Genomic DNA, 20,715 nt, shown 5'->3' with positions numbered 1-20,715 from the left:
ACATAAGCTTAATACGATAACGATGAATAGAAAAAACATCCTAATGTTCGATTCTGGTGTTGGTGGTCTCTCGGTGTTTCAAGAGATCGCCTCACTATTACCCAGCGAAAACTACTTTTATCTCTTTGACAACGAAGCCTACCCTTATGGCGAGTTGGCACCAGATGTGCTAGTGGACAGAACGTGTCGCTTGGTTAGAAAAATGATGGTTCGTGAATCCATCGATATCGTGGTTATCGCCTGTAATACCGCGAGTACGATAGTGCTCCCGCACTTGCGAGAGTTACTGAGTATTCCAGTTGTCGGAGTTGTCCCGGCGATCAAACCCGCTTCATTACTATCGAAAAAAGCGGTTGGGCTCATTGCCACTCCAGCGACAATCACGCGCCAGTATACACACGACTTAATTCGGGATTTTGCAGACGACAAAGATGTTAAGCTTCTTGGTAATAGCCAGCTTGTCGATATGGCGGAAAAGAAACTAAGAAATCAAACGATCGATCTTGAGCAACTTAGAGAGATACTAAGTCCTTTGATTGGTAATATCGACGTTGCCGTTTTAGGGTGCACCCACTTCCCGTTAATCAAACAAGAGATATCTATAGTTCTTGGTGGCAACGTTGAGTTGGTGGATTCAGGTTCAGCGATCGCACGCAGAGTAGAAAGCTTGCTTAAAATAAGAGAGCGAGAGAAAGGTTACGGAAGAAGAGAGGTGTTTAGTAGTGCTTCCCCTTATCAAGAAGAAGCACTAAATATTACGTTAAAGCAGCTTGGCTTTAGTCCTGTTCAACTGATGACTCTGGATGTTTCGGATCGTTAGCAATACGAACCTTTAAAGTACGCTGCATATAATCCTTTTCATTGAGCGCTTCGATTGCACCCTCAGCATCGGAGCTGGCCATTACAACAAAACCAAACCCACGGCGCTTACCTGTGCGCTTATCCTTCATTAGCCTTACAGCAAAAACTTCACCGTGCTCAGCAAATAACTCCTTCACATGGGATTCATTCGCTTTGTATGGAAGATTACCCACATAAAGCGTTTTAGTAGATTGAGATGAGTCTGTTGAGGTAGAAGGCGCAGCAGATGAAAACTTAACAACGAAAAATGTGGCTACTACACCAAGAACGAAAGCAACAGCTGGTGGAATGTCGGCGAACTGTGAAAACACAATACCGCCCAAAATAGCGATAGCTATAACCAGAAAAAGAGATTTATTGGAGTCCATATTAAAGTACTACTTATCTTATTGACGAATAATGACATCTATCGTTAACAAATAGATACAAGAATATTACGTAGTTGAGGGTTATTTTTCCAATTAATTGGTGTGATGTATTTCAAATGTTGAATTTTTATCAAGAAACGCGGTCTTTGATGGCTTTTTGAACGAACGGAAATTAATTTGGAAAAAACACTTGTCATCGATGGAGTGATCTCTATAATGCCGCCTCACCGACACGGAGTGAGACGAAAGTCACAAAGCAGCGTCGGTTGAGAGATAAAAGAAAGTTTGAAAAAACGCTTGACTCTCAAAACGGGAAGCGTAAGATACGCACCCCTAACGACGAGACGCGAAGCGGCTCGAGAGTTAGAAAATGTTCTTTAAAAATATAGACCTATCAATCTGTGTGGGCACTCGTTGATGATAATCAAATTAGATACCTCGGTATCAAATTAGGTTTCAATGAAACGAAGTGACCATTGAATCGAAAGATTCAGCACAGTCAATTCAAACATTACTTTATGTAATGTTCAGTATTCATTGAGCCGAACAAAATCTTAAATTGAAGAGTTTGATCATGGCTCAGATTGAACGCTGGCGGCAGGCCTAACACATGCAAGTCGAGCGGAAACGAGTTAACTGAACCTTCGGGGAACGTTAACGGCGTCGAGCGGCGGACGGGTGAGTAATGCCTGGGAAATTGCCCTGATGTGGGGGATAACCATTGGAAACGATGGCTAATACCGCATAATAGCTTCGGCTCAAAGAGGGGGACCTTCGGGCCTCTCGCGTCAGGATATGCCCAGGTGGGATTAGCTAGTTGGTGAGGTAATGGCTCACCAAGGCGACGATCCCTAGCTGGTCTGAGAGGATGATCAGCCACACTGGAACTGAGACACGGTCCAGACTCCTACGGGAGGCAGCAGTGGGGAATATTGCACAATGGGCGCAAGCCTGATGCAGCCATGCCGCGTGTGTGAAGAAGGCCTTCGGGTTGTAAAGCACTTTCAGCAGTGAGGAAGGTGGTGTCGTTAATAGCGGCATCATTTGACGTTAGCTGCAGAAGAAGCACCGGCTAACTCCGTGCCAGCAGCCGCGGTAATACGGAGGGTGCGAGCGTTAATCGGAATTACTGGGCGTAAAGCGCATGCAGGTGGTTAGTTAAGTCAGATGTGAAAGCCCGGGGCTCAACCTCGGAACTGCATTTGAAACTGGCTGACTAGAGTACTGTAGAGGGGGGTAGAATTTCAGGTGTAGCGGTGAAATGCGTAGAGATCTGAAGGAATACCGGTGGCGAAGGCGGCCCCCTGGACAGATACTGACACTCAGATGCGAAAGCGTGGGGAGCAAACAGGATTAGATACCCTGGTAGTCCACGCCGTAAACGATGTCTACTTGGAGGTTGTGGCCTTGAGCCGTGGCTTTCGGAGCTAACGCGTTAAGTAGACCGCCTGGGGAGTACGGTCGCAAGATTAAAACTCAAATGAATTGACGGGGGCCCGCACAAGCGGTGGAGCATGTGGTTTAATTCGATGCAACGCGAAGAACCTTACCTACTCTTGACATCCTCAGAAGAGACTGGAGACAGTCTTGTGCCTTCGGGAACTGAGAGACAGGTGCTGCATGGCTGTCGTCAGCTCGTGTTGTGAAATGTTGGGTTAAGTCCCGCAACGAGCGCAACCCTTATCCTTGTTTGCCAGCACTTCGGGTGGGAACTCCAGGGAGACTGCCGGTGATAAACCGGAGGAAGGTGGGGACGACGTCAAGTCATCATGGCCCTTACGAGTAGGGCTACACACGTGCTACAATGGCGCATACAGAGGGCGGCCAACTTGCGAAAGTGAGCGAATCCCAAAAAGTGCGTCGTAGTCCGGATTGAGTCTGCAACTCGACTCCATGAAGTCGGAATCGCTAGTAATCGTGGATCAGAATGCCACGGTGAATACGTTCCCGGGCCTTGTACACACCGCCCGTCACACCATGGGAGTGGGCTGCAAAAGAAGTGGGTAGTTTAACCTTCGGGAGGACGCTCACCACTTTGTGGTTCATGACTGGGGTGAAGTCGTAACAAGGTAGCCCTAGGGGAACCTGGGGCTGGATCACCTCCTTATACGAATAGATTATTGCGATGAGTGTTCACACAGATTGATTGGTTTATAGATTTAAGACACCGTGTCCCGTTCGTCTAGAGGCCTAGGACACCGCCCTTTCACGGCGGTAACAGGGGTTCGACTCCCCTACGGGATACCATCTTTAAGTGTTTTCTCTATTGAGAATTCTTAAAAATGGTTACTTCATTACGAAGTGATTAGCTCTTTAAAAATTTGGAAAGCTGACAGATAACAATTTGATTGATTGTTATCTATTAAAAGTTCTCAAATCCTAGATGATTTAATCATTTAGGTACCAACACACATTCAAGTGTTCTTGGGAATTACGAAAGTAATTCATATTTGAGTCCGGCAAAATCGAGTCTGCATCATGTATAAAAATTGCAGACAACTTTGGTTACGTAACAAAGACCCTTTGGGGTTGTATGGTTAAGTGACTAAGCGTACACGGTGGATGCCTTGGCAGTCAGAGGCGATGAAAGGCGTAATAACTTGCGATAAGTCCAGATTAGGTAGTAATAACCTGTGAGTCTGGAATTCCTGAATGGGGGAAACCCACCTGCATAAGCAGGTATCGCTGAGTGAATACATAGCTCAGCGAGGCGAACCGGGGGAACTGAAACATCTAAGTACCCCGAGGAAGAGAAATCAACCGAGATTCCGAAAGTAGCGGCGAGCGAAATTGGATTAGCCCTTAAGCTTTTAATGAGACAGGTGAAGGCTCTGGAAAGTGCCGCGATACAGGGTGATAGCCCCGTAACCGACATCTCATCATCAGTGAAATCGAGTAGGGCGGGACACGTGATATCCTGTCTGAATATGGGGGGACCATCCTCCAAGGCTAAATACTACTGACTGACCGATAGTGAACCAGTACCGTGAGGGAAAGGCGAAAAGAACCCCTGTGAGGGGAGTGAAATAGAACCTGAAACCGTGTACGTACAAGCAGTAGGAGCACCTTCGTGGTGTGACTGCGTACCTTTTGTATAATGGGTCAGCGACTTATATTCAGTGGCAAGGTTAACCGTTTAGGGGAGCCGTAGGGGAAACCGAGTCTTAACTGGGCGTTCAGTCTCTGGATATAGACCCGAAACCAGGTGATCTAGCCATGGGCAGGTTGAAGGTTGAGTAACATCAACTGGAGGACCGAACCGACTAATGTTGAAAAATTAGCGGATGACTTGTGGCTAGGGGTGAAAGGCCAATCAAACCTGGAGATAGCTGGTTCTCCCCGAAATCTATTTAGGTAGAGCCTCGGACGAATACTACTGGGGGTAGAGCACTGTTAAGGCTAGGGGGTCATCCCGACTTACCAACCCTTTGCAAACTCCGAATACCAGTAAGTACTATCCGGGAGACACACGGCGGGTGCTAACGTCCGTCGTGGAGAGGGAAACAACCCAGACCGCCAGCTAAGGTCCCAAATTATAGCTAAGTGGGAAACGATGTGGGAAGGCTTAGACAGCTAGGATGTTGGCTTAGAAGCAGCCATCATTTAAAGAAAGCGTAATAGCTCACTAGTCGAGTCGGCCTGCGCGGAAGATGTAACGGGGCTAAGCTATAAACCGAAGCTGCGGCAATATACTTTGTATATTGGGTAGGGGAGCGTTCTGTAAGCCGTTGAAGGTGGATTGTAAGGTCTGCTGGAGGTATCAGAAGTGCGAATGCTGACATGAGTAACGATAAAGGGGGGTGAAAAACCTCCTCGCCGGAAGACCAAGGGTTCCTGTCCAACGTTAATCGGGGCAGGGTGAGTCGACCCCTAAGGCGAGGCCGAAAGGCGTAGTCGATGGGAAACGGGTTAATATTCCCGTACTTCTTACAATTGCGATGGGGGGACGGAGAAGGCTAGGTGGGCCTGGCGACGGTTGTCCAGGTTCAAGTGCGTAGGCTTGAGAGTTAGGTAAATCCGGCTCTCTTTAAGGCTGAGACACGACGTCGAGCTACTACGGTAGTGAAGTCATTGATGCCATGCTTCCAGGAAAAGCCTCTAAGCTTCAGATTGTAAGGAATCGTACCCCAAACCGACACAGGTGGTCGGGTAGAGAATACCAAGGCGCTTGAGAGAACTCGGGTGAAGGAACTAGGCAAAATGGTACCGTAACTTCGGGAGAAGGTACGCTCCTCGCGGTGAAGTCCCTTGCGGATGGAGCTATGGGGAGTCGCAGATACCAGGTGGCTGCAACTGTTTATTAAAAACACAGCACTGTGCAAAATCGTAAGATGACGTATACGGTGTGACGCCTGCCCGGTGCCGGAAGGTTAATTGATGGGGTTAGACTTAGGTCGAAGCTCTTGATCGAAGCCCCGGTAAACGGCGGCCGTAACTATAACGGTCCTAAGGTAGCGAAATTCCTTGTCGGGTAAGTTCCGACCTGCACGAATGGCGTAATGATGGCCACGCTGTCTCCACCCGAGACTCAGTGAAATTGAAATCGCTGTGAAGATGCAGTGTACCCGCGGCTAGACGGAAAGACCCCGTGAACCTTTACTACAGCTTGGCACTGAACATTGACCCTACATGTGTAGGATAGGTGGGAGGCTTTGAAACTAGTACGCCAGTATTAGTGGAGCCGTCCTTGAAATACCACCCTTGTAGTGTTGATGTTCTAACTTGGTCCCCTAATCGGGGATGAGGACAGTGCCTGGTGGGTAGTTTGACTGGGGCGGTCTCCTCCCAAAGAGTAACGGAGGAGCACGAAGGTGGGCTAATCACGGTTGGACATCGTGAGGTTAGTGCAATGGCATAAGCCCGCTTGACTGCGAGAATGACAATTCGAGCAGGTGCGAAAGCAGGTCATAGTGATCCGGTGGTTCTGAATGGAAGGGCCATCGCTCAACGGATAAAAGGTACTCCGGGGATAACAGGCTGATACCGCCCAAGAGTTCATATCGACGGCGGTGTTTGGCACCTCGATGTCGGCTCATCACATCCTGGGGCTGAAGTCGGTCCCAAGGGTATGGCTGTTCGCCATTTAAAGTGGTACGCGAGCTGGGTTTAGAACGTCGTGAGACAGTTCGGTCCCTATCTGCCGTGGGCGTTGGAAGATTGAAGGGGGCTGCTCCTAGTACGAGAGGACCGGAGTGGACGAACCTCTGGTGTTCGGGTTGTGTCGCCAGACGCATTGCCCGGTAGCTAAGTTCGGAATCGATAACCGCTGAAAGCATCTAAGCGGGAAGCGAGCCCTGAGATGAGTCTTCCCTGGCACTTTAAGTGTCCTAAAGGGTTGTTCGAGACTAGAACGTTGATAGGCAGGGTGTGTAAGCGTTGTGAGGCGTTGAGCTAACCTGTACTAATTGCCCGTGAGGCTTAACCATACAACACCCAAAGGGTTTTGATGGACTCAAAGCAAGAACGAATTGAATGTGTATGAGAACGCATTAACAGCTTTCCAGATATTTTGGCTTTTAGCTTTTTTGAAAAGCTGAAAACCAAAGCAGAATTTGCTTGGCGACCATAGCGTTGTGGACCCACCTGACTCCATGCCGAACTCAGAAGTGAAACGCAATAGCGCCGATGGTAGTGTGGGGCTTCCCCATGTGAGAGTAGGACATCGCCAGGCTTTAATTTCGACTTGTCTTTAAGTAGACGGGTCACCATAAAGTTTTAAGAGATTTTCTTAGAGTTTTATGTTGACTTTCAAAGTGGGAAGCGTATTATACGCACCTCGCTGAGGCACTTAAGGTGCTGAAAGCTCTCTCTTTTTAGAGAATTGCTCTTTAACAATATAAACCTATCAATCTGTGTGGGCACTCGTTGATGATAATCAAATTAGAAACTTCGGTTTCAAATTGGTTTCAATGAACTGAGTGACCAATTCAAGTCTTTGGACTTGGCACAGTCAATTCAAACATTACTTTATGTAATGTTCAGTATTCATTGAGCCGACAAAATCTTAAATTGAAGAGTTTGATCATGGCTCAGATTGAACGCTGGCGGCAGGCCTAACACATGCAAGTCGAGCGGAAACGAGTTAACTGAACCTTCGGGGAACGTTAACGGCGTCGAGCGGCGGACGGGTGAGTAATGCCTGGGAAATTGCCCTGATGTGGGGGATAACCATTGGAAACGATGGCTAATACCGCATAATAGCTTCGGCTCAAAGAGGGGGACCTTCGGGCCTCTCGCGTCAGGATATGCCCAGGTGGGATTAGCTAGTTGGTGAGGTAATGGCTCACCAAGGCGACGATCCCTAGCTGGTCTGAGAGGATGATCAGCCACACTGGAACTGAGACACGGTCCAGACTCCTACGGGAGGCAGCAGTGGGGAATATTGCACAATGGGCGCAAGCCTGATGCAGCCATGCCGCGTGTGTGAAGAAGGCCTTCGGGTTGTAAAGCACTTTCAGTCGTGAGGAAGGCGGGTACGTTAATAGCGTGCTCGTTTGACGTTAGCGACAGAAGAAGCACCGGCTAACTCCGTGCCAGCAGCCGCGGTAATACGGAGGGTGCGAGCGTTAATCGGAATTACTGGGCGTAAAGCGCATGCAGGTGGTTAGTTAAGTCAGATGTGAAAGCCCGGGGCTCAACCTCGGAACTGCATTTGAAACTGGCTGACTAGAGTACTGTAGAGGGGGGTAGAATTTCAGGTGTAGCGGTGAAATGCGTAGAGATCTGAAGGAATACCGGTGGCGAAGGCGGCCCCCTGGACAGATACTGACACTCAGATGCGAAAGCGTGGGGAGCAAACAGGATTAGATACCCTGGTAGTCCACGCCGTAAACGATGTCTACTTGGAGGTTGTGGCCTTGAGCCGTGGCTTTCGGAGCTAACGCGTTAAGTAGACCGCCTGGGGAGTACGGTCGCAAGATTAAAACTCAAATGAATTGACGGGGGCCCGCACAAGCGGTGGAGCATGTGGTTTAATTCGATGCAACGCGAAGAACCTTACCTACTCTTGACATCCTCAGAAGAGACTGGAGACAGTCTTGTGCCTTCGGGAACTGAGAGACAGGTGCTGCATGGCTGTCGTCAGCTCGTGTTGTGAAATGTTGGGTTAAGTCCCGCAACGAGCGCAACCCTTATCCTTGTTTGCCAGCACTTCGGGTGGGAACTCCAGGGAGACTGCCGGTGATAAACCGGAGGAAGGTGGGGACGACGTCAAGTCATCATGGCCCTTACGAGTAGGGCTACACACGTGCTACAATGGCGCATACAGAGGGCGGCCAACTTGCGAAAGTGAGCGAATCCCAAAAAGTGCGTCGTAGTCCGGATTGAGTCTGCAACTCGACTCCATGAAGTCGGAATCGCTAGTAATCGTGGATCAGAATGCCACGGTGAATACGTTCCCGGGCCTTGTACACACCGCCCGTCACACCATGGGAGTGGGCTGCAAAAGAAGTGGGTAGTTTAACCTTCGGGAGGACGCTCACCACTTTGTGGTTCATGACTGGGGTGAAGTCGTAACAAGGTAGCCCTAGGGGAACCTGGGGCTGGATCACCTCCTTATACGAATAGATTATTGCGATGAGTGTTCACACAGATTGATTAGGTTTGTAAAGATAAAGAGATTTTGTTTTTGCTGAAAAGCGAAAGCAGAAAATAGTAAGTGCCCAACACTTACTGCTTAGTGTCCCGTTCGTCTAGAGGCCTAGGACACCGCCCTTTCACGGCGGTAACAGGGGTTCGACTCCCCTACGGGATACCATTGGGTCGTTAGCTCAGTTGGTAGAGCAGTTGACTTTTAATCAATTGGTCGCAGGTTCGAATCCTGCACGACCCACCATTCTTCTCCACGAAGAATCAAAACTTATGTGGGCGATTAGCTCAGTTGGGAGAGCACCTCCCTTACAAGGAGGGGGTCACTGGTTCGAGCCCGGTATCGCCCACCATTCTCTAAGTAATTTTGGATTAAGATTTTCCAAACCACTTCATTAAAACGTACGTGGTTGGGATTTTTGACGCTGAGATTCTTTAGAAAATGCATTAAGTTTGCATTGCTCTTTAAAAATTTGGAAAGCTGACGAATAAGAATTGATTATTCTTATTCAATTAAAAGTTCTCAAATCCTAGATGATTTAATCATTTAGGTACCAACACACATTCAAGTGTTCTTGGAATTTGAGTCCGGCAAAATCGAGTCTGCACATGTATAAAAATGCAGACAACTTTGGTTACGTAACAAAGACCCTTTGGGGTTGTATGGTTAAGTGACTAAGCGTACACGGTGGATGCCTTGGCAGTCAGAGGCGATGAAAGGCGTAATAACTTGCGATAAGCCCAGATTAGGTAGTAATAACCTGTGAGTCTGGGATTCCTGAATGGGGAAACCCACCTGCATAAGTAGGTATCGCTGAGTGAATACATAGCTCAGCGAGGCGAACCGGGGGAACTGAAACATCTAAGTACCCCGAGGAAGAGAAATCAACCGAGATTCCGAAAGTAGCGGCGAGCGAAATTGGATTAGCCCTTAAGCTTTTAATGAGACAGGTGAAGGCTCTGGAAAGTGCCGCGATACAGGGTGATAGCCCCGTAACCGACATCTCATCATCAGTGAAATCGAGTAGGGCGGGACACGTGATATCCTGTCTGAATATGGGGGGACCATCCTCCAAGGCTAAATACTACTGACTGACCGATAGTGAACCAGTACCGTGAGGGAAAGGCGAAAAGAACCCCTGTGAGGGGAGTGAAATAGAACCTGAAACCGTGTACGTACAAGCAGTAGGAGCACCTTCGTGGTGTGACTGCGTACCTTTTGTATAATGGGTCAGCGACTTATATTCAGTGGCAAGGTTAACCGTTTAGGGGAGCCGTAGGGAAACCGAGTCTTAACTGGGCGTTCAGTCTCTGGATATAGACCCGAAACCAGGTGATCTAGCCATGGGCAGGTTGAAGGTTGAGTAACATCAACTGGAGGACCGAACCGACTAATGTTGAAAAATTAGCGGATGACTTGTGGCTAGGGGTGAAAGGCCAATCAAACCTGGAGATAGCTGGTTCTCCCCGAAATCTATTTAGGTAGAGCCTCGGACGAATACTACTGGGGGTAGAGCACTGTTAAGGCTAGGGGGTCATCCCGACTTACCAACCCTTTGCAAACTCCGAATACCAGTAAGTACTATCCGGGAGACACACGGCGGGTGCTAACGTCCGTCGTGGAGAGGGAAACAACCCAGACCGCCAGCTAAGGTCCCAAATTATAGCTAAGTGGGAAACGATGTGGGAAGGCTTAGACAGCTAGGATGTTGGCTTAGAAGCAGCCATCATTTAAAGAAAGCGTAATAGCTCACTAGTCGAGTCGGCCTGCGCGGAAGATGTAACGGGGCTAAGCTATAAACCGAAGCTGCGGCAATATACTTTGTATATTGGGTAGGGGAGCGTTCTGTAAGCCGTTGAAGGTGGATTGTAAGGTCTGCTGGAGGTATCAGAAGTGCGAATGCTGACATGAGTAACGATAAAGGGGGTGAAAAACCTCCTCGCCGGAAGACCAAGGGTTCCTGTCCAACGTTAATCGGGGCAGGGTGAGTCGACCCCTAAGGCGAGGCCGAAAGGCGTAGTCGATGGGAAACGGGTTAATATTCCCGTACTTCTTACAATTGCGATGGGGGGACGGAGAAGGCTAGGTGGGCCTGGCGACGGTTGTCCAGGTTCAAGTGCGTAGGCTTGAGAGTTAGGTAAATCCGGCTCTCTTTAAGGCTGAGACACGATGTCGAGCTACTACGGTAGTGAAGTCATTGATGCCATGCTTCCAGGAAAAGCCTCTAAGCTTCAGATTGTAAGGAATCGTACCCCAAACCGACACAGGTGGTCGGGTAGAGAATACCAAGGCGCTTGAGAGAACTCGGGTGAAGGAACTAGGCAAAATGGTACCGTAACTTCGGGAGAAGGTACGCTCCTCGCGGTGAAGTCCCTTGCGGATGGAGCTATGGGGAGTCGCAGATACCAGGTGGCTGCAACTGTTTATTAAAAACACAGCACTGTGCAAAATCGTAAGATGACGTATACGGTGTGACGCCTGCCCGGTGCCGGAAGGTTAATTGATGGGGTTAGACTTAGGTCGAAGCTCTTGATCGAAGCCCCGGTAAACGGCGGCCGTAACTATAACGGTCCTAAGGTAGCGAAATTCCTTGTCGGGTAAGTTCCGACCTGCACGAATGGCGTAATGATGGCCACGCTGTCTCCACCCGAGACTCAGTGAAATTGAAATCGCTGTGAAGATGCAGTGTACCCGCGGCTAGACGGAAAGACCCCGTGAACCTTTACTACAGCTTGGCACTGAACATTGACCCTACATGTGTAGGATAGGTGGGAGGCTTTGAAACTAGTACGCCAGTATTAGTGGAGCCGTCCTTGAAATACCACCCTTGTAGTGTTGATGTTCTAACTTGGTCCCCCTAATCGGGGATGAGGACAGTGCCTGGTGGGTAGTTTGACTGGGGCGGTCTCCTCCCAAAGAGTAACGGAGGAGCACGAAGGTGGGCTAATCACGGTTGGACATCGTGAGGTTAGTGCAATGGCATAAGCCCGCTTGACTGCGAGAATGACAATTCGAGCAGGTGCGAAAGCAGGTCATAGTGATCCGGTGGTTCTGAATGGAAGGGCCATCGCTCAACGGATAAAAGGTACTCCGGGGATAACAGGCTGATACCGCCCAAGAGTTCATATCGACGGCGGTGTTTGGCACCTCGATGTCGGCTCATCACATCCTGGGGCTGAAGTCGGTCCCAAGGGTATGGCTGTTCGCCATTTAAAGTGGTACGCGAGCTGGGTTTAGAACGTCGTGAGACAGTTCGGTCCCTATCTGCCGTGGGCGTTGGAAGATTGAAGGGGGCTGCTCCTAGTACGAGAGGACCGGAGTGGACGAACCTCTGGTGTTCGGGTTGTGTCGCCAGACGCATTGCCCGGTAGCTAAGTTCGGAATCGATAACCGCTGAAAGCATCTAAGCGGGAAGCGAGCCCTGAGATGAGTCTTCCCTGGCACTTTAAGTGTCCTAAAGGGTTGTTCGAGACTAGAACGTTGATAGGCAGGGTGTGTAAGCGTTGTGAGGCGTTGAGCTAACCTGTACTAATTGCCCGTGAGGCTTAACCATACAACACCCAAAGGGTTTTGATGGACTCAAAGCAAGAACGAATTGAATGTGTATGAGAACGCATTAACAGCTTTCCAGATATTTTGGCTTTTAGCTTTTTTGAAAAGCTGAAAACCAAAGCAGAATTTGCTTGGCGACCATAGCGTTGTGGACCCACCTGATTCCATGCCGAACTCAGAAGTGAAACGCAATAGCGCCGATGGTAGTGTGGGGCTTCCCCATGTGAGAGTAGGACATCGCCAGGCTTTAATTTCGACTTGTCTTTAAGTAGACGGGTCACCATAAAGTTTTAAGAGATTTTCTTAGAGTTTTATGTTGACTTTCAAAGTGGAAAGCGTATTATACGCGTCCTGCTTAAGTGCTAAGGCACTGAAAGCAAAGCTCTTTAACAATATAAACCTATCAATCTGTGTGGGCACTCGTTGATGATAATCAAATTAGATACCTCGGTATCAAATTAGGTTTCAATGAAACGAAGTGACCATTGAATCGAAAGATTCAGCACAGTCAATTCAAACATTACTTTATGTAATGTTCAGTATTCATTGAGCCGAACAAAATCTTAAATTGAAGAGTTTGATCATGGCTCAGATTGAACGCTGGCGGCAGGCCTAACACATGCAAGTCGAGCGGAAACGAGTTAACTGAACCTTCGGGGAACGTTAACGGCGTCGAGCGGCGGACGGGTGAGTAATGCCTGGGAAATTGCCCTGATGTGGGGGATAACCATTGGAAACGATGGCTAATACCGCATAATAGCTTCGGCTCAAAGAGGGGGACCTTCGGGCCTCTCGCGTCAGGATATGCCCAGGTGGGATTAGCTAGTTGGTGAGGTAATGGCTCACCAAGGCGACGATCCCTAGCTGGTCTGAGAGGATGATCAGCCACACTGGAACTGAGACACGGTCCAGACTCCTACGGGAGGCAGCAGTGGGGAATATTGCACAATGGGCGCAAGCCTGATGCAGCCATGCCGCGTGTGTGAAGAAGGCCTTCGGGTTGTAAAGCACTTTCAGCAGTGAGGAAGGTGGTGTCGTTAATAGCGGCATCATTTGACGTTAGCTGCAGAAGAAGCACCGGCTAACTCCGTGCCAGCAGCCGCGGTAATACGGAGGGTGCGAGCGTTAATCGGAATTACTGGGCGTAAAGCGCATGCAGGTGGTTAGTTAAGTCAGATGTGAAAGCCCGGGGCTCAACCTCGGAACTGCATTTGAAACTGGCTGACTAGAGTACTGTAGAGGGGGGTAGAATTTCAGGTGTAGCGGTGAAATGCGTAGAGATCTGAAGGAATACCGGTGGCGAAGGCGGCCCCCTGGACAGATACTGACACTCAGATGCGAAAGCGTGGGGAGCAAACAGGATTAGATACCCTGGTAGTCCACGCCGTAAACGATGTCTACTTGGAGGTTGTGGCCTTGAGCCGTGGCTTTCGGAGCTAACGCGTTAAGTAGACCGCCTGGGGAGTACGGTCGCAAGATTAAAACTCAAATGAATTGACGGGGGCCCGCACAAGCGGTGGAGCATGTGGTTTAATTCGATGCAACGCGAAGAACCTTACCTACTCTTGACATCCTCAGAAGAGACTGGAGACAGTCTTGTGCCTTCGGGAACTGAGAGACAGGTGCTGCATGGCTGTCGTCAGCTCGTGTTGTGAAATGTTGGGTTAAGTCCCGCAACGAGCGCAACCCCTTATCCTTGTTTGCCAGCACTTCGGGTGGGAACTCCAGGGAGACTGCCGGTGATAAACCGGAGGAAGGTGGGGACGACGTCAAGTCATCATGGCCCTTACGAGTAGGGCTACACACGTGCTACAATGGCGCATACAGAGGGCGGCCAACTTGCGAAAGTGAGCGAATCCCAAAAAGTGCGTCGTAGTCCGGATTGGAGTCTGCAACTCGACTCCATGAAGTCGGAATCGCTAGTAATCGTGGATCAGAATGCCACGGTGAATACGTTCCCGGGCCTTGTACACACCGCCCGTCACACCATGGGAGTGGGCTGCAAAAGAAGTGGGTAGTTTAACCTTCGGGAGGACGCTCACCACTTTGTGGTTCATGACTGGGGTGAAGTCGTAACAAGGTAGCCCTAGGGGAACCTGGGGCTGGATCACCTCCTTATACGAAAGATTATTGCGATGAGTGTTCACACAGATTGATACGGTTTATGAATTAAAGACGATGCTTGGGTCTGTAGCTCAGGTGGTTAGAGCGTTCGCCTGATAAGCGAGAGGTCGGTGGTTCAAGTCCACTCAGACCCACCAATCTTCCTCCCAGATGATTGGCGGTAAGCATCACACTGATGGGGCTATAGCTCAGCTGGGAGAGCGCCTGCCTTGCACGCAGGAGGTCAGCAGTTCGATCCTGCTTAGCTCCACCATCTTTAAGCGCATTTGCTTAAGTGTTCTTAAAAATGGTTCTTTATGAATCAAGCTCTTTAAAAATTTGGAAAGCTGACAGATAACAATTTGATTGATTGTTATCTATTAAAAGTTCTCAAATCCTATATCGAAAGATGTAGGTACCAACACACATTCAAGTGTTCTTGGGAATCACGAAAGTGATTCATATTTGAGTCCGGCAAAATCGAGTCTGCATCATGTATAAAAATTGCAGACAACTTTGGTTACGTAACAAAGACCCTTTGGGGTTGTATGGTTAAGTGACTAAGCGTACACGGTGGATGCCTTGGCAGTCAGAGGCGATGAAAGGCGTAATAACTTGCGATAAGCTCAGATTAGGTAGTAATAACCTGTGAGTCTGAGATTCCTGAATGGGGAAACCCACCTACATAAGTAGGTATCGCTGAGTGAATACATAGCTCAGCGAGGCGAACCGGGGGAACTGAAACATCTAAGTACCCCGAGGAAGAGAAATCAACCGAGATTCCGAAAGTAGCGGCGAGCGAAATTGGATTAGCCCTTAAGCTTTTAATGAGACAGGTGAAGGCTCTGGAAAGTGCCGCGATACAGGGTGATAGCCCCGTAACCGACATCTCATCATCAGTGAAATCGAGTAGGGCGGGACACGTGATATCCTGTCTGAATATGGGGGGACCATCCTCCAAGGCTAAATACTACTGACTGACCGATAGTGAACCAGTACCGTGAGGGAAAGGCGAAAAGAACCCCCTGTGAGGGGAGTGAAATAGAACCTGAAACCGTGTACGTACAAGCAGTAGGAGCACCTTCGTGGTGTGACTGCGTACCTTTTGTATAATGGGTCAGCGACTTATATTCAGTGGCAAGGTTAACCGTTTAGGGGAGCCGTAGGGAAACCGAGTCTTAACTGGGCGTTCAGTCTCTGGATATAGACCCGAAACCAGGTGATCTAGCCATGGGCAGGTTGAAGGTTGAGTAACATCAACTGGAGGACCGAACCGACTAATGTTGAAAAATTAGCGGATGACTTGTGGCTAGGGGTGAAAGGCCAATCAAACCTGGAGATAGCTGGTTCTCCCCCGAAATCTATTTAGGTAGAGCCTCGGACGAATACTACTGGGGGTAGAGCACTGTTAAGGCTAGGGGGTCATCCCGACTTACCAACCCTTTGCAAACTCCGAATACCAGTAAGTACTATCCGGGAGACACACGGCGGGTGCTAACGTCCGTCGTGGAGAGGGAAACAACCCAGACCGCCAGCTAAGGTCCCAAATTATAGCTAAGTGGGAAACGATGTGGGAAGGCTTAGACAGCTAGGATGTTGGCTTAGAAGCAGCCATCATTTAAAGAAAGCGTAATAGCTCACTAGTCGAGTCGGCCTGCGCGGAAGATGTAACGGGGCTAAGCTATAAACCGAAGCTGCGGCAATATACTTTGTATATTGGGTAGGGGAGCGTTCTGTAAGCCGTTGAAGGTGGATTGTAAGGTCTGCTGGAGGTATCAGAAGTGCGAATGCTGACATGAGTAACGATAAAGGGGTGAAAAACCTCCTCGCCGGAAGACCAAGGGTTCCTGTCCAACGTTAATCGGGGCAGGGGTGAGTCGACCCTAAGGCGAGGCCGAAAGGCGTAGTCGATGGGAAACGGGTTAATATTCCCGTACTTCTTACAATTGCGATGGGGGGACGGAGAAGGCTAGGTGGGCCTGGCGACGGTTGTCCAGGTTCAAGTGCGTAGGCTTAAGAGTTAGGTAAATCCGGCTCTTTTTTAAGGCTGAGACACGATGTCGAGCTACTACGGTAGTGAAGTCATTGATGCCATGCTTCCAGGAAAAGCCTCTAAGCTTCAGATTGTAAGGAATCGTACCCCAAACCGACACAGGTGGTCGGGTAGAGAATACCAAGGCGCTTGAGAGAACTCGGGTGAAGGAACTAGGCAAAATGGTACCGTAACTTCGGGAGAAGGTACGCTCCTCGCGGTGAAGTCCCTTGCGGATGGAGCTATGGGGAGTCGCAGATACCAGGTGGCTGCAACTGTTTATTAAAAACACAGCACTGTGCAAAATCGTAAGATGACGTATACGGTGTGACGCCTGCCCGGTGCCGGAAGGTTAATTGATGGGGTTAGACTTAGGTCGAAGCTCTTGATCGAAGCCCCGGTAAACGGCGGCCGTAACTATAACGGTCCTAAGGTAGCGAAATTCCTTGTCGGGTAAGTTCCGACCTGCACGAATGGCGTAATGATGGCCACGCTGTCTCCACCCGAGACTCAGTGAAATTGAAATCGCTGTGAAGATGCAGTGTACCCGCGGCTAGACGGAAAGACCCCGTGAACCTTTACTACAGCTTGGCACTGAACATTGACCCTACATGTGTAGGATAGGTGGGAGGCTTTGAAACTAGTACGCCAGTATTAGTGGAGCCGTCCTTGAAATACCACCCTTGTAGTGTTGATGTTCTAACTTAGTCCCCTAATCGGGGATGAGGACAGTGCCTGGTGGGTAGTTTGACTGGGGCGGTCTCCTCCCAAAGAGTAACGGAGGAGCACGAAGGTGGGCTAATCACGGTTGGACATCGTGAGGTTAGTGCAATGGCATAAGCCCGCTTGACTGCGAGAATGACAATTCGAGCAGGTGCGAAAGCAGGTCATAGTGATCCGGTGGTTCTGAATGGAAGGGCCATCGCTCAACGGATAAAAGGTACTCCGGGGATAACAGGCTGATACCGCCCAAGAGTTCATATCGACGGCGGTGTTTGGCACCTCGATGTCGGCTCATCACATCCTGGGGCTGAAGTCGGTCCCAAGGGTATGGCTGTTCGCCATTTAAAGTGGTACGCGAGCTGGGTTTAGAACGTCGTGAGACAGTTCGGTCCCTATCTGCCGTGGGCGTTGGAAGATTGAAGGGGGCTGCTCCTAGTACGAGAGGACCGGAGTGGACGAACCTCTGGTGTTCGGGTTGTGTCGCCAGACGCATTGCCCGGTAGCTAAGTTCGGAATCGATAACCGCTGAAAGCATCTAAGCGGGAAGCGAGCCCTGAGATGAGTCTTCCCTGGCACTTTAAGTGTCCTAAAGGGTTGTTCGAGACTAGAACGTTGATAGGCAGGGTGTGTAAGCGTTGTGAGGCGTTGAGCTAACCTGTACTAATTGCCCGTGAGGCTTAACCATACAACACCCAAAGGGTTTTGATGGACTCAAAGCAAGAACGAATTGAATGTGTATGAGAACGCATTAACAGCTTTCCAGATATTTTGGCTTTTAGCTTTTTTGAAAAAGCTGAAAACCAAAGCAGAATTTGCTTGGCGACCATAGCGTTGTGGACCCACCTGACTCCATGCCGAACTCAGAAGTGAAACGCAATAGCGCCGATGGTAGTGTGGGGCTTCCCCATGTGAGAGTAGGACATCGCCAGGCTTTGAATTTTAAAGAGCCCGTTTGAAAAGACGGGCTTTTTTAGTCCTGAAGGACAACCACTATGCTGATATAGCTCAGGTGGTAGAGCGCATCCTTGGTAAGGATGAGGTCCCCAGTTCGAGTCTGGGTATCAGCACCAGTATTTAGAGTCATCTTGCAGAGCAAGGTGCACCAAGCAAGATTTTGTTTGGCGACCATAGCATTGTGGACCCACCTGATTCCATGCCGAACTCAGAAGTGAAACGCAATAGCGCCGATGGTAGTGTGGGGCTTCCCCATGTGAGAGTAGGACATCGCCAGACTTTTATTTCCACGCCTCAGCATAAGCTGGGGCGTCTTCATATCTGTCGTTTGTAGATTTGATGTCTCAATAAGAAAGGTAGAGTGTGTCTTGCGGATCGCCGCACCGCCCATGTGAGAGTAGGACATCGCCAAGCTTTATTTCCACGCCTCAGCATTTGCTGGGGCGTTTTCGTATCCGCATATTTTCTTATTTATTCAATTACTCCTCTACTATTTCCACTCTGACTCACAATACCTTGACGGTTTAAGTTAAACTTTAATCATGTTACTGAATTAGCTATGTATTATGAGTGCGACATTACCCTTTATTATCTCAGGTGGTCCTGGGTCAGGAAAAACGACTCTTTTAGAGGCTTTAGGAAACCAAGGCTACGAAGTATATCCAGAGATCCCGCGATTACTCATAGAAGAGCAGTCTAAGATTGACGGTGGCGTATTGCCTTGGCAGCAGCTTGGGTTATTTGCGGATATGTGTTTTGAACAAATGCTAGTTCAGCGAAACAAAGCACAGCTGTCTGAACAATTAAGCTTTGTTGACCGCGCCATTCCTGATGTCTGCGCCTATCTATCATTTGGGGACTTGCCGGTGTCAGAAACTATTGGCAGCGAGGCGACTAAAGGTTATCAAAGGGTCGTCCTCTTTTGTAAGCCTGCTTCAGAGACCTATGTTCAAGACGATATACGCCCGTATCCCTTCGAAGAAGCTCTAAGCATTCACGAATCACTTTGCGATACTTATCATGGCTTGGGATATAGTGTTGTTGACGTCCCTTTAATGTCGGTTGCTAAGCGAGTCGAGTTCGTTTTGAATCTGTGTAAGAATCAGCTCACAACTGACGTTATCGCAACACAAGTTAGCAAGGAGTGCTAGATTGAACATGCGCGACAAAATCCCCCAACAACTTATTCAGCCAATCTCTATCTTAGTAAGCTTTGTTCGCTATCTCGTGCAGCGCATGGTTCACGATAGGGTCAACGTGAATGCGGGTTATCTTGCTTATATTACCCTGCTTTCCATCGTTCCTATGCTGACGGTATTGCTGTCGGTACTATCGTCTTTTCCTATCTTTGCTAATGTTGGCGAGACACTACAGAACTTCATTATTCAACATTTTGTACCAGCAGCCGGGGATGCGGTCTATGGTGCATTAACTGAATTCGTCTCTAATACCGGAAGGATGACGGCGATTGGTAGTGCGTTTTTGTTTGTCGCTGCAGTGACGCTTATCTCCAATATCGATAACAACCTTAACTATATCTGGCGAGTCAAAAAGAAACGTCGCCGGGTATTTTCATTCTCGATGTATTGGATGATTCTGACTCTTGGGCCTATTTTGGTGGGTGCCAGCATTGTTGGTACCTCCTATGTTACGTCATTAAAGATACTTGAACACCAAATCCTAAGTGGAGCGTTTAGCTTCTTCATTAACTGGCTCCCTGCGTTCCTAGCGATGTTAGCATTTACCGGGCTTTACATGTTGGTACCGAATAAAAAGGTCTATCTAAGTCATGCCTTAATAGGTGCTGTGATTGCCACGCTGCTGTTTGAAATCAGTAAGAAGGGCTTCGCATATTACATTACTCAGTTTCCGTCTTATCAGCTTATCTATGGGGCTATTGCGGCAATTCCAATCCTGTTTTTGTGGATCTATCTGTGCTGGTTCATCGTGCTAATTGGTGCTGAGTTTACCGCAGCACTTGGAGAGAAAGAACACTGGCGACCAAAGTGCACCATGTTACAATCGACAGCCAATCAAAAAGAATTCACCAATAAGGAACGACTAAGTGATAGCACTGATACAGAGAGTGAGTGAGTCCTCTGTCAAAGTAGACGGCGAAGTAGTTGGTGAGATCGGCAAGGGCTTATTAGTGCTACTTGGCGTAGAGAAGGAAGATGACGAAGCTAAGGCGAAGCGCCTAGTTGAGCGTGTCACCACTTACCGTGTTTTTGAAGATGACGCCGGCAAGATGAATCTGAGTGTGAAGGATGTTGGTGGTAGCGTCTTAGTGGTATCGCAATTTACGCTTCCAGCCGATACAAAGAAAGGTACTCGAGCGGGCTTCTCAAGAGGTGCGCATCCAGCTGATGCAGAGCGCCTTTACGACTATTTTTCGGATCGTTGCCTAGAGATACTCCCTACAGAGCGTGGTCAATTTGCCGCGGATATGAAGGTGTCTCTAGTGAATGATGGTCCCGTAACTTTTTGGTTGCAGGTATAAACGAGTAACGCTTTAGGTTTACATGCGAAAGGAT

At 48.9% G+C, this 20,715-nt stretch carries 5 protein-coding genes, 7 tRNA genes and 10 rRNA genes; 21 read left to right on the top strand and 1 reads right to left on the bottom strand.

What is annotated here, in order from left to right:
- Positions 1-22 precede the first annotated feature (22 nt).
- Positions 23-820, top strand: coding sequence for a glutamate racemase (gene murI, locus AC6I8U_RS15710; RefSeq protein WP_498017324.1), 798 nt, complete (start codon positions 23-25; stop codon positions 818-820).
- Here the strand turns inward: murI and AC6I8U_RS15705 are convergent.
- Positions 777-1,229 (bottom strand): RNA recognition motif domain-containing protein, encoded by a 453-nt coding sequence (locus AC6I8U_RS15705; protein WP_128648374.1) that lies wholly within the window; start codon positions 1,227-1,229, stop codon positions 777-779. The genes murI and AC6I8U_RS15705 overlap by 44 nt on opposite strands.
- A gap of 556 nt (positions 1,230-1,785) precedes the next feature.
- Here AC6I8U_RS15705 and AC6I8U_RS15700 point away from each other — a divergent pair.
- From AC6I8U_RS15700 to dtd, 20 genes are all read left to right on the top strand, one after another.
- Positions 1,786-3,336 (top strand): 16S ribosomal RNA (locus AC6I8U_RS15700).
- A 64-nt stretch (positions 3,337-3,400) separates the two neighbouring features.
- Positions 3,401-3,476 (top strand) — tRNA-Glu (locus AC6I8U_RS15695).
- A 288-nt stretch (positions 3,477-3,764) separates the two neighbouring features.
- Positions 3,765-6,655: ribosomal RNA gene (locus AC6I8U_RS15690) — 23S ribosomal RNA — on the top strand.
- Between the two features lie 129 nt (positions 6,656-6,784).
- Positions 6,785-6,900 (top strand): 5S ribosomal RNA (gene rrf, locus AC6I8U_RS15685).
- Between the two features lie 335 nt (positions 6,901-7,235).
- Positions 7,236-8,786, top strand: a 16S ribosomal RNA gene (locus AC6I8U_RS15680).
- Positions 8,787-8,909: 123 nt separating this feature from the next.
- A tRNA-Glu gene (locus tag AC6I8U_RS15675) sits at positions 8,910-8,985 on the top strand.
- A 2-nt stretch (positions 8,986-8,987) separates the two neighbouring features.
- Positions 8,988-9,063, top strand: a tRNA-Lys gene (locus AC6I8U_RS15670).
- A 30-nt stretch (positions 9,064-9,093) separates the two neighbouring features.
- Positions 9,094-9,169: transfer RNA gene (locus tag AC6I8U_RS15665), tRNA-Val, on the top strand.
- 312 nt (positions 9,170-9,481) lie between these two features.
- Positions 9,482-12,370: ribosomal RNA gene (locus tag AC6I8U_RS15660) — 23S ribosomal RNA — on the top strand.
- A 129-nt stretch (positions 12,371-12,499) separates the two neighbouring features.
- Positions 12,500-12,615 (top strand): 5S ribosomal RNA (rrf, locus tag AC6I8U_RS15655).
- A gap of 319 nt (positions 12,616-12,934) precedes the next feature.
- Positions 12,935-14,487: ribosomal RNA gene (locus tag AC6I8U_RS15650) — 16S ribosomal RNA — on the top strand.
- A gap of 66 nt (positions 14,488-14,553) precedes the next feature.
- Positions 14,554-14,630 (top strand) — tRNA-Ile (locus AC6I8U_RS15645).
- A gap of 40 nt (positions 14,631-14,670) precedes the next feature.
- Positions 14,671-14,746 (top strand) — tRNA-Ala (locus tag AC6I8U_RS15640).
- Positions 14,747-15,022: 276 nt separating this feature from the next.
- Positions 15,023-17,912 (top strand): 23S ribosomal RNA (locus tag AC6I8U_RS15635).
- Positions 17,913-18,042: 130 nt separating this feature from the next.
- Positions 18,043-18,158, top strand: a 5S ribosomal RNA gene (gene rrf / locus AC6I8U_RS15630).
- Positions 18,159-18,221: 63 nt separating this feature from the next.
- Positions 18,222-18,297: transfer RNA gene (locus AC6I8U_RS15625), tRNA-Thr, on the top strand.
- Between the two features lie 47 nt (positions 18,298-18,344).
- Positions 18,345-18,460: ribosomal RNA gene (gene rrf, locus AC6I8U_RS15620) — 5S ribosomal RNA — on the top strand.
- Together the 16S, 23S and 5S rRNA genes with 7 tRNA genes alongside form the textbook arrangement of a ribosomal RNA operon.
- Positions 18,461-18,747: 287 nt before the next feature.
- On the top strand, positions 18,748-19,332 hold the full coding sequence (locus tag AC6I8U_RS15615; protein WP_498017323.1) for an AAA family ATPase: 585 nt from the start codon (positions 18,748-18,750) through the stop codon (positions 19,330-19,332).
- Positions 19,333-19,339: 7 nt separating this feature from the next.
- A complete protein-coding gene (locus AC6I8U_RS15610) occupies positions 19,340-20,275 on the top strand; it encodes a virulence factor BrkB family protein (RefSeq protein WP_498017322.1) in 936 nt (311 codons plus the stop codon).
- Positions 20,247-20,681 (top strand): D-aminoacyl-tRNA deacylase, encoded by a 435-nt coding sequence (dtd, locus tag AC6I8U_RS15605; RefSeq protein WP_042478575.1) that lies wholly within the window; start codon positions 20,247-20,249, stop codon positions 20,679-20,681. The genes AC6I8U_RS15610 and dtd overlap by 29 nt, the downstream gene beginning before the upstream one ends.
- The last annotated feature ends 34 nt before the right edge of the window (positions 20,682-20,715 follow it).

Source organism: Vibrio sp. KUL80 (genome assembly GCF_059725495.1).
This window is presented reverse-complemented; position numbering and strand designations above follow the sequence as displayed.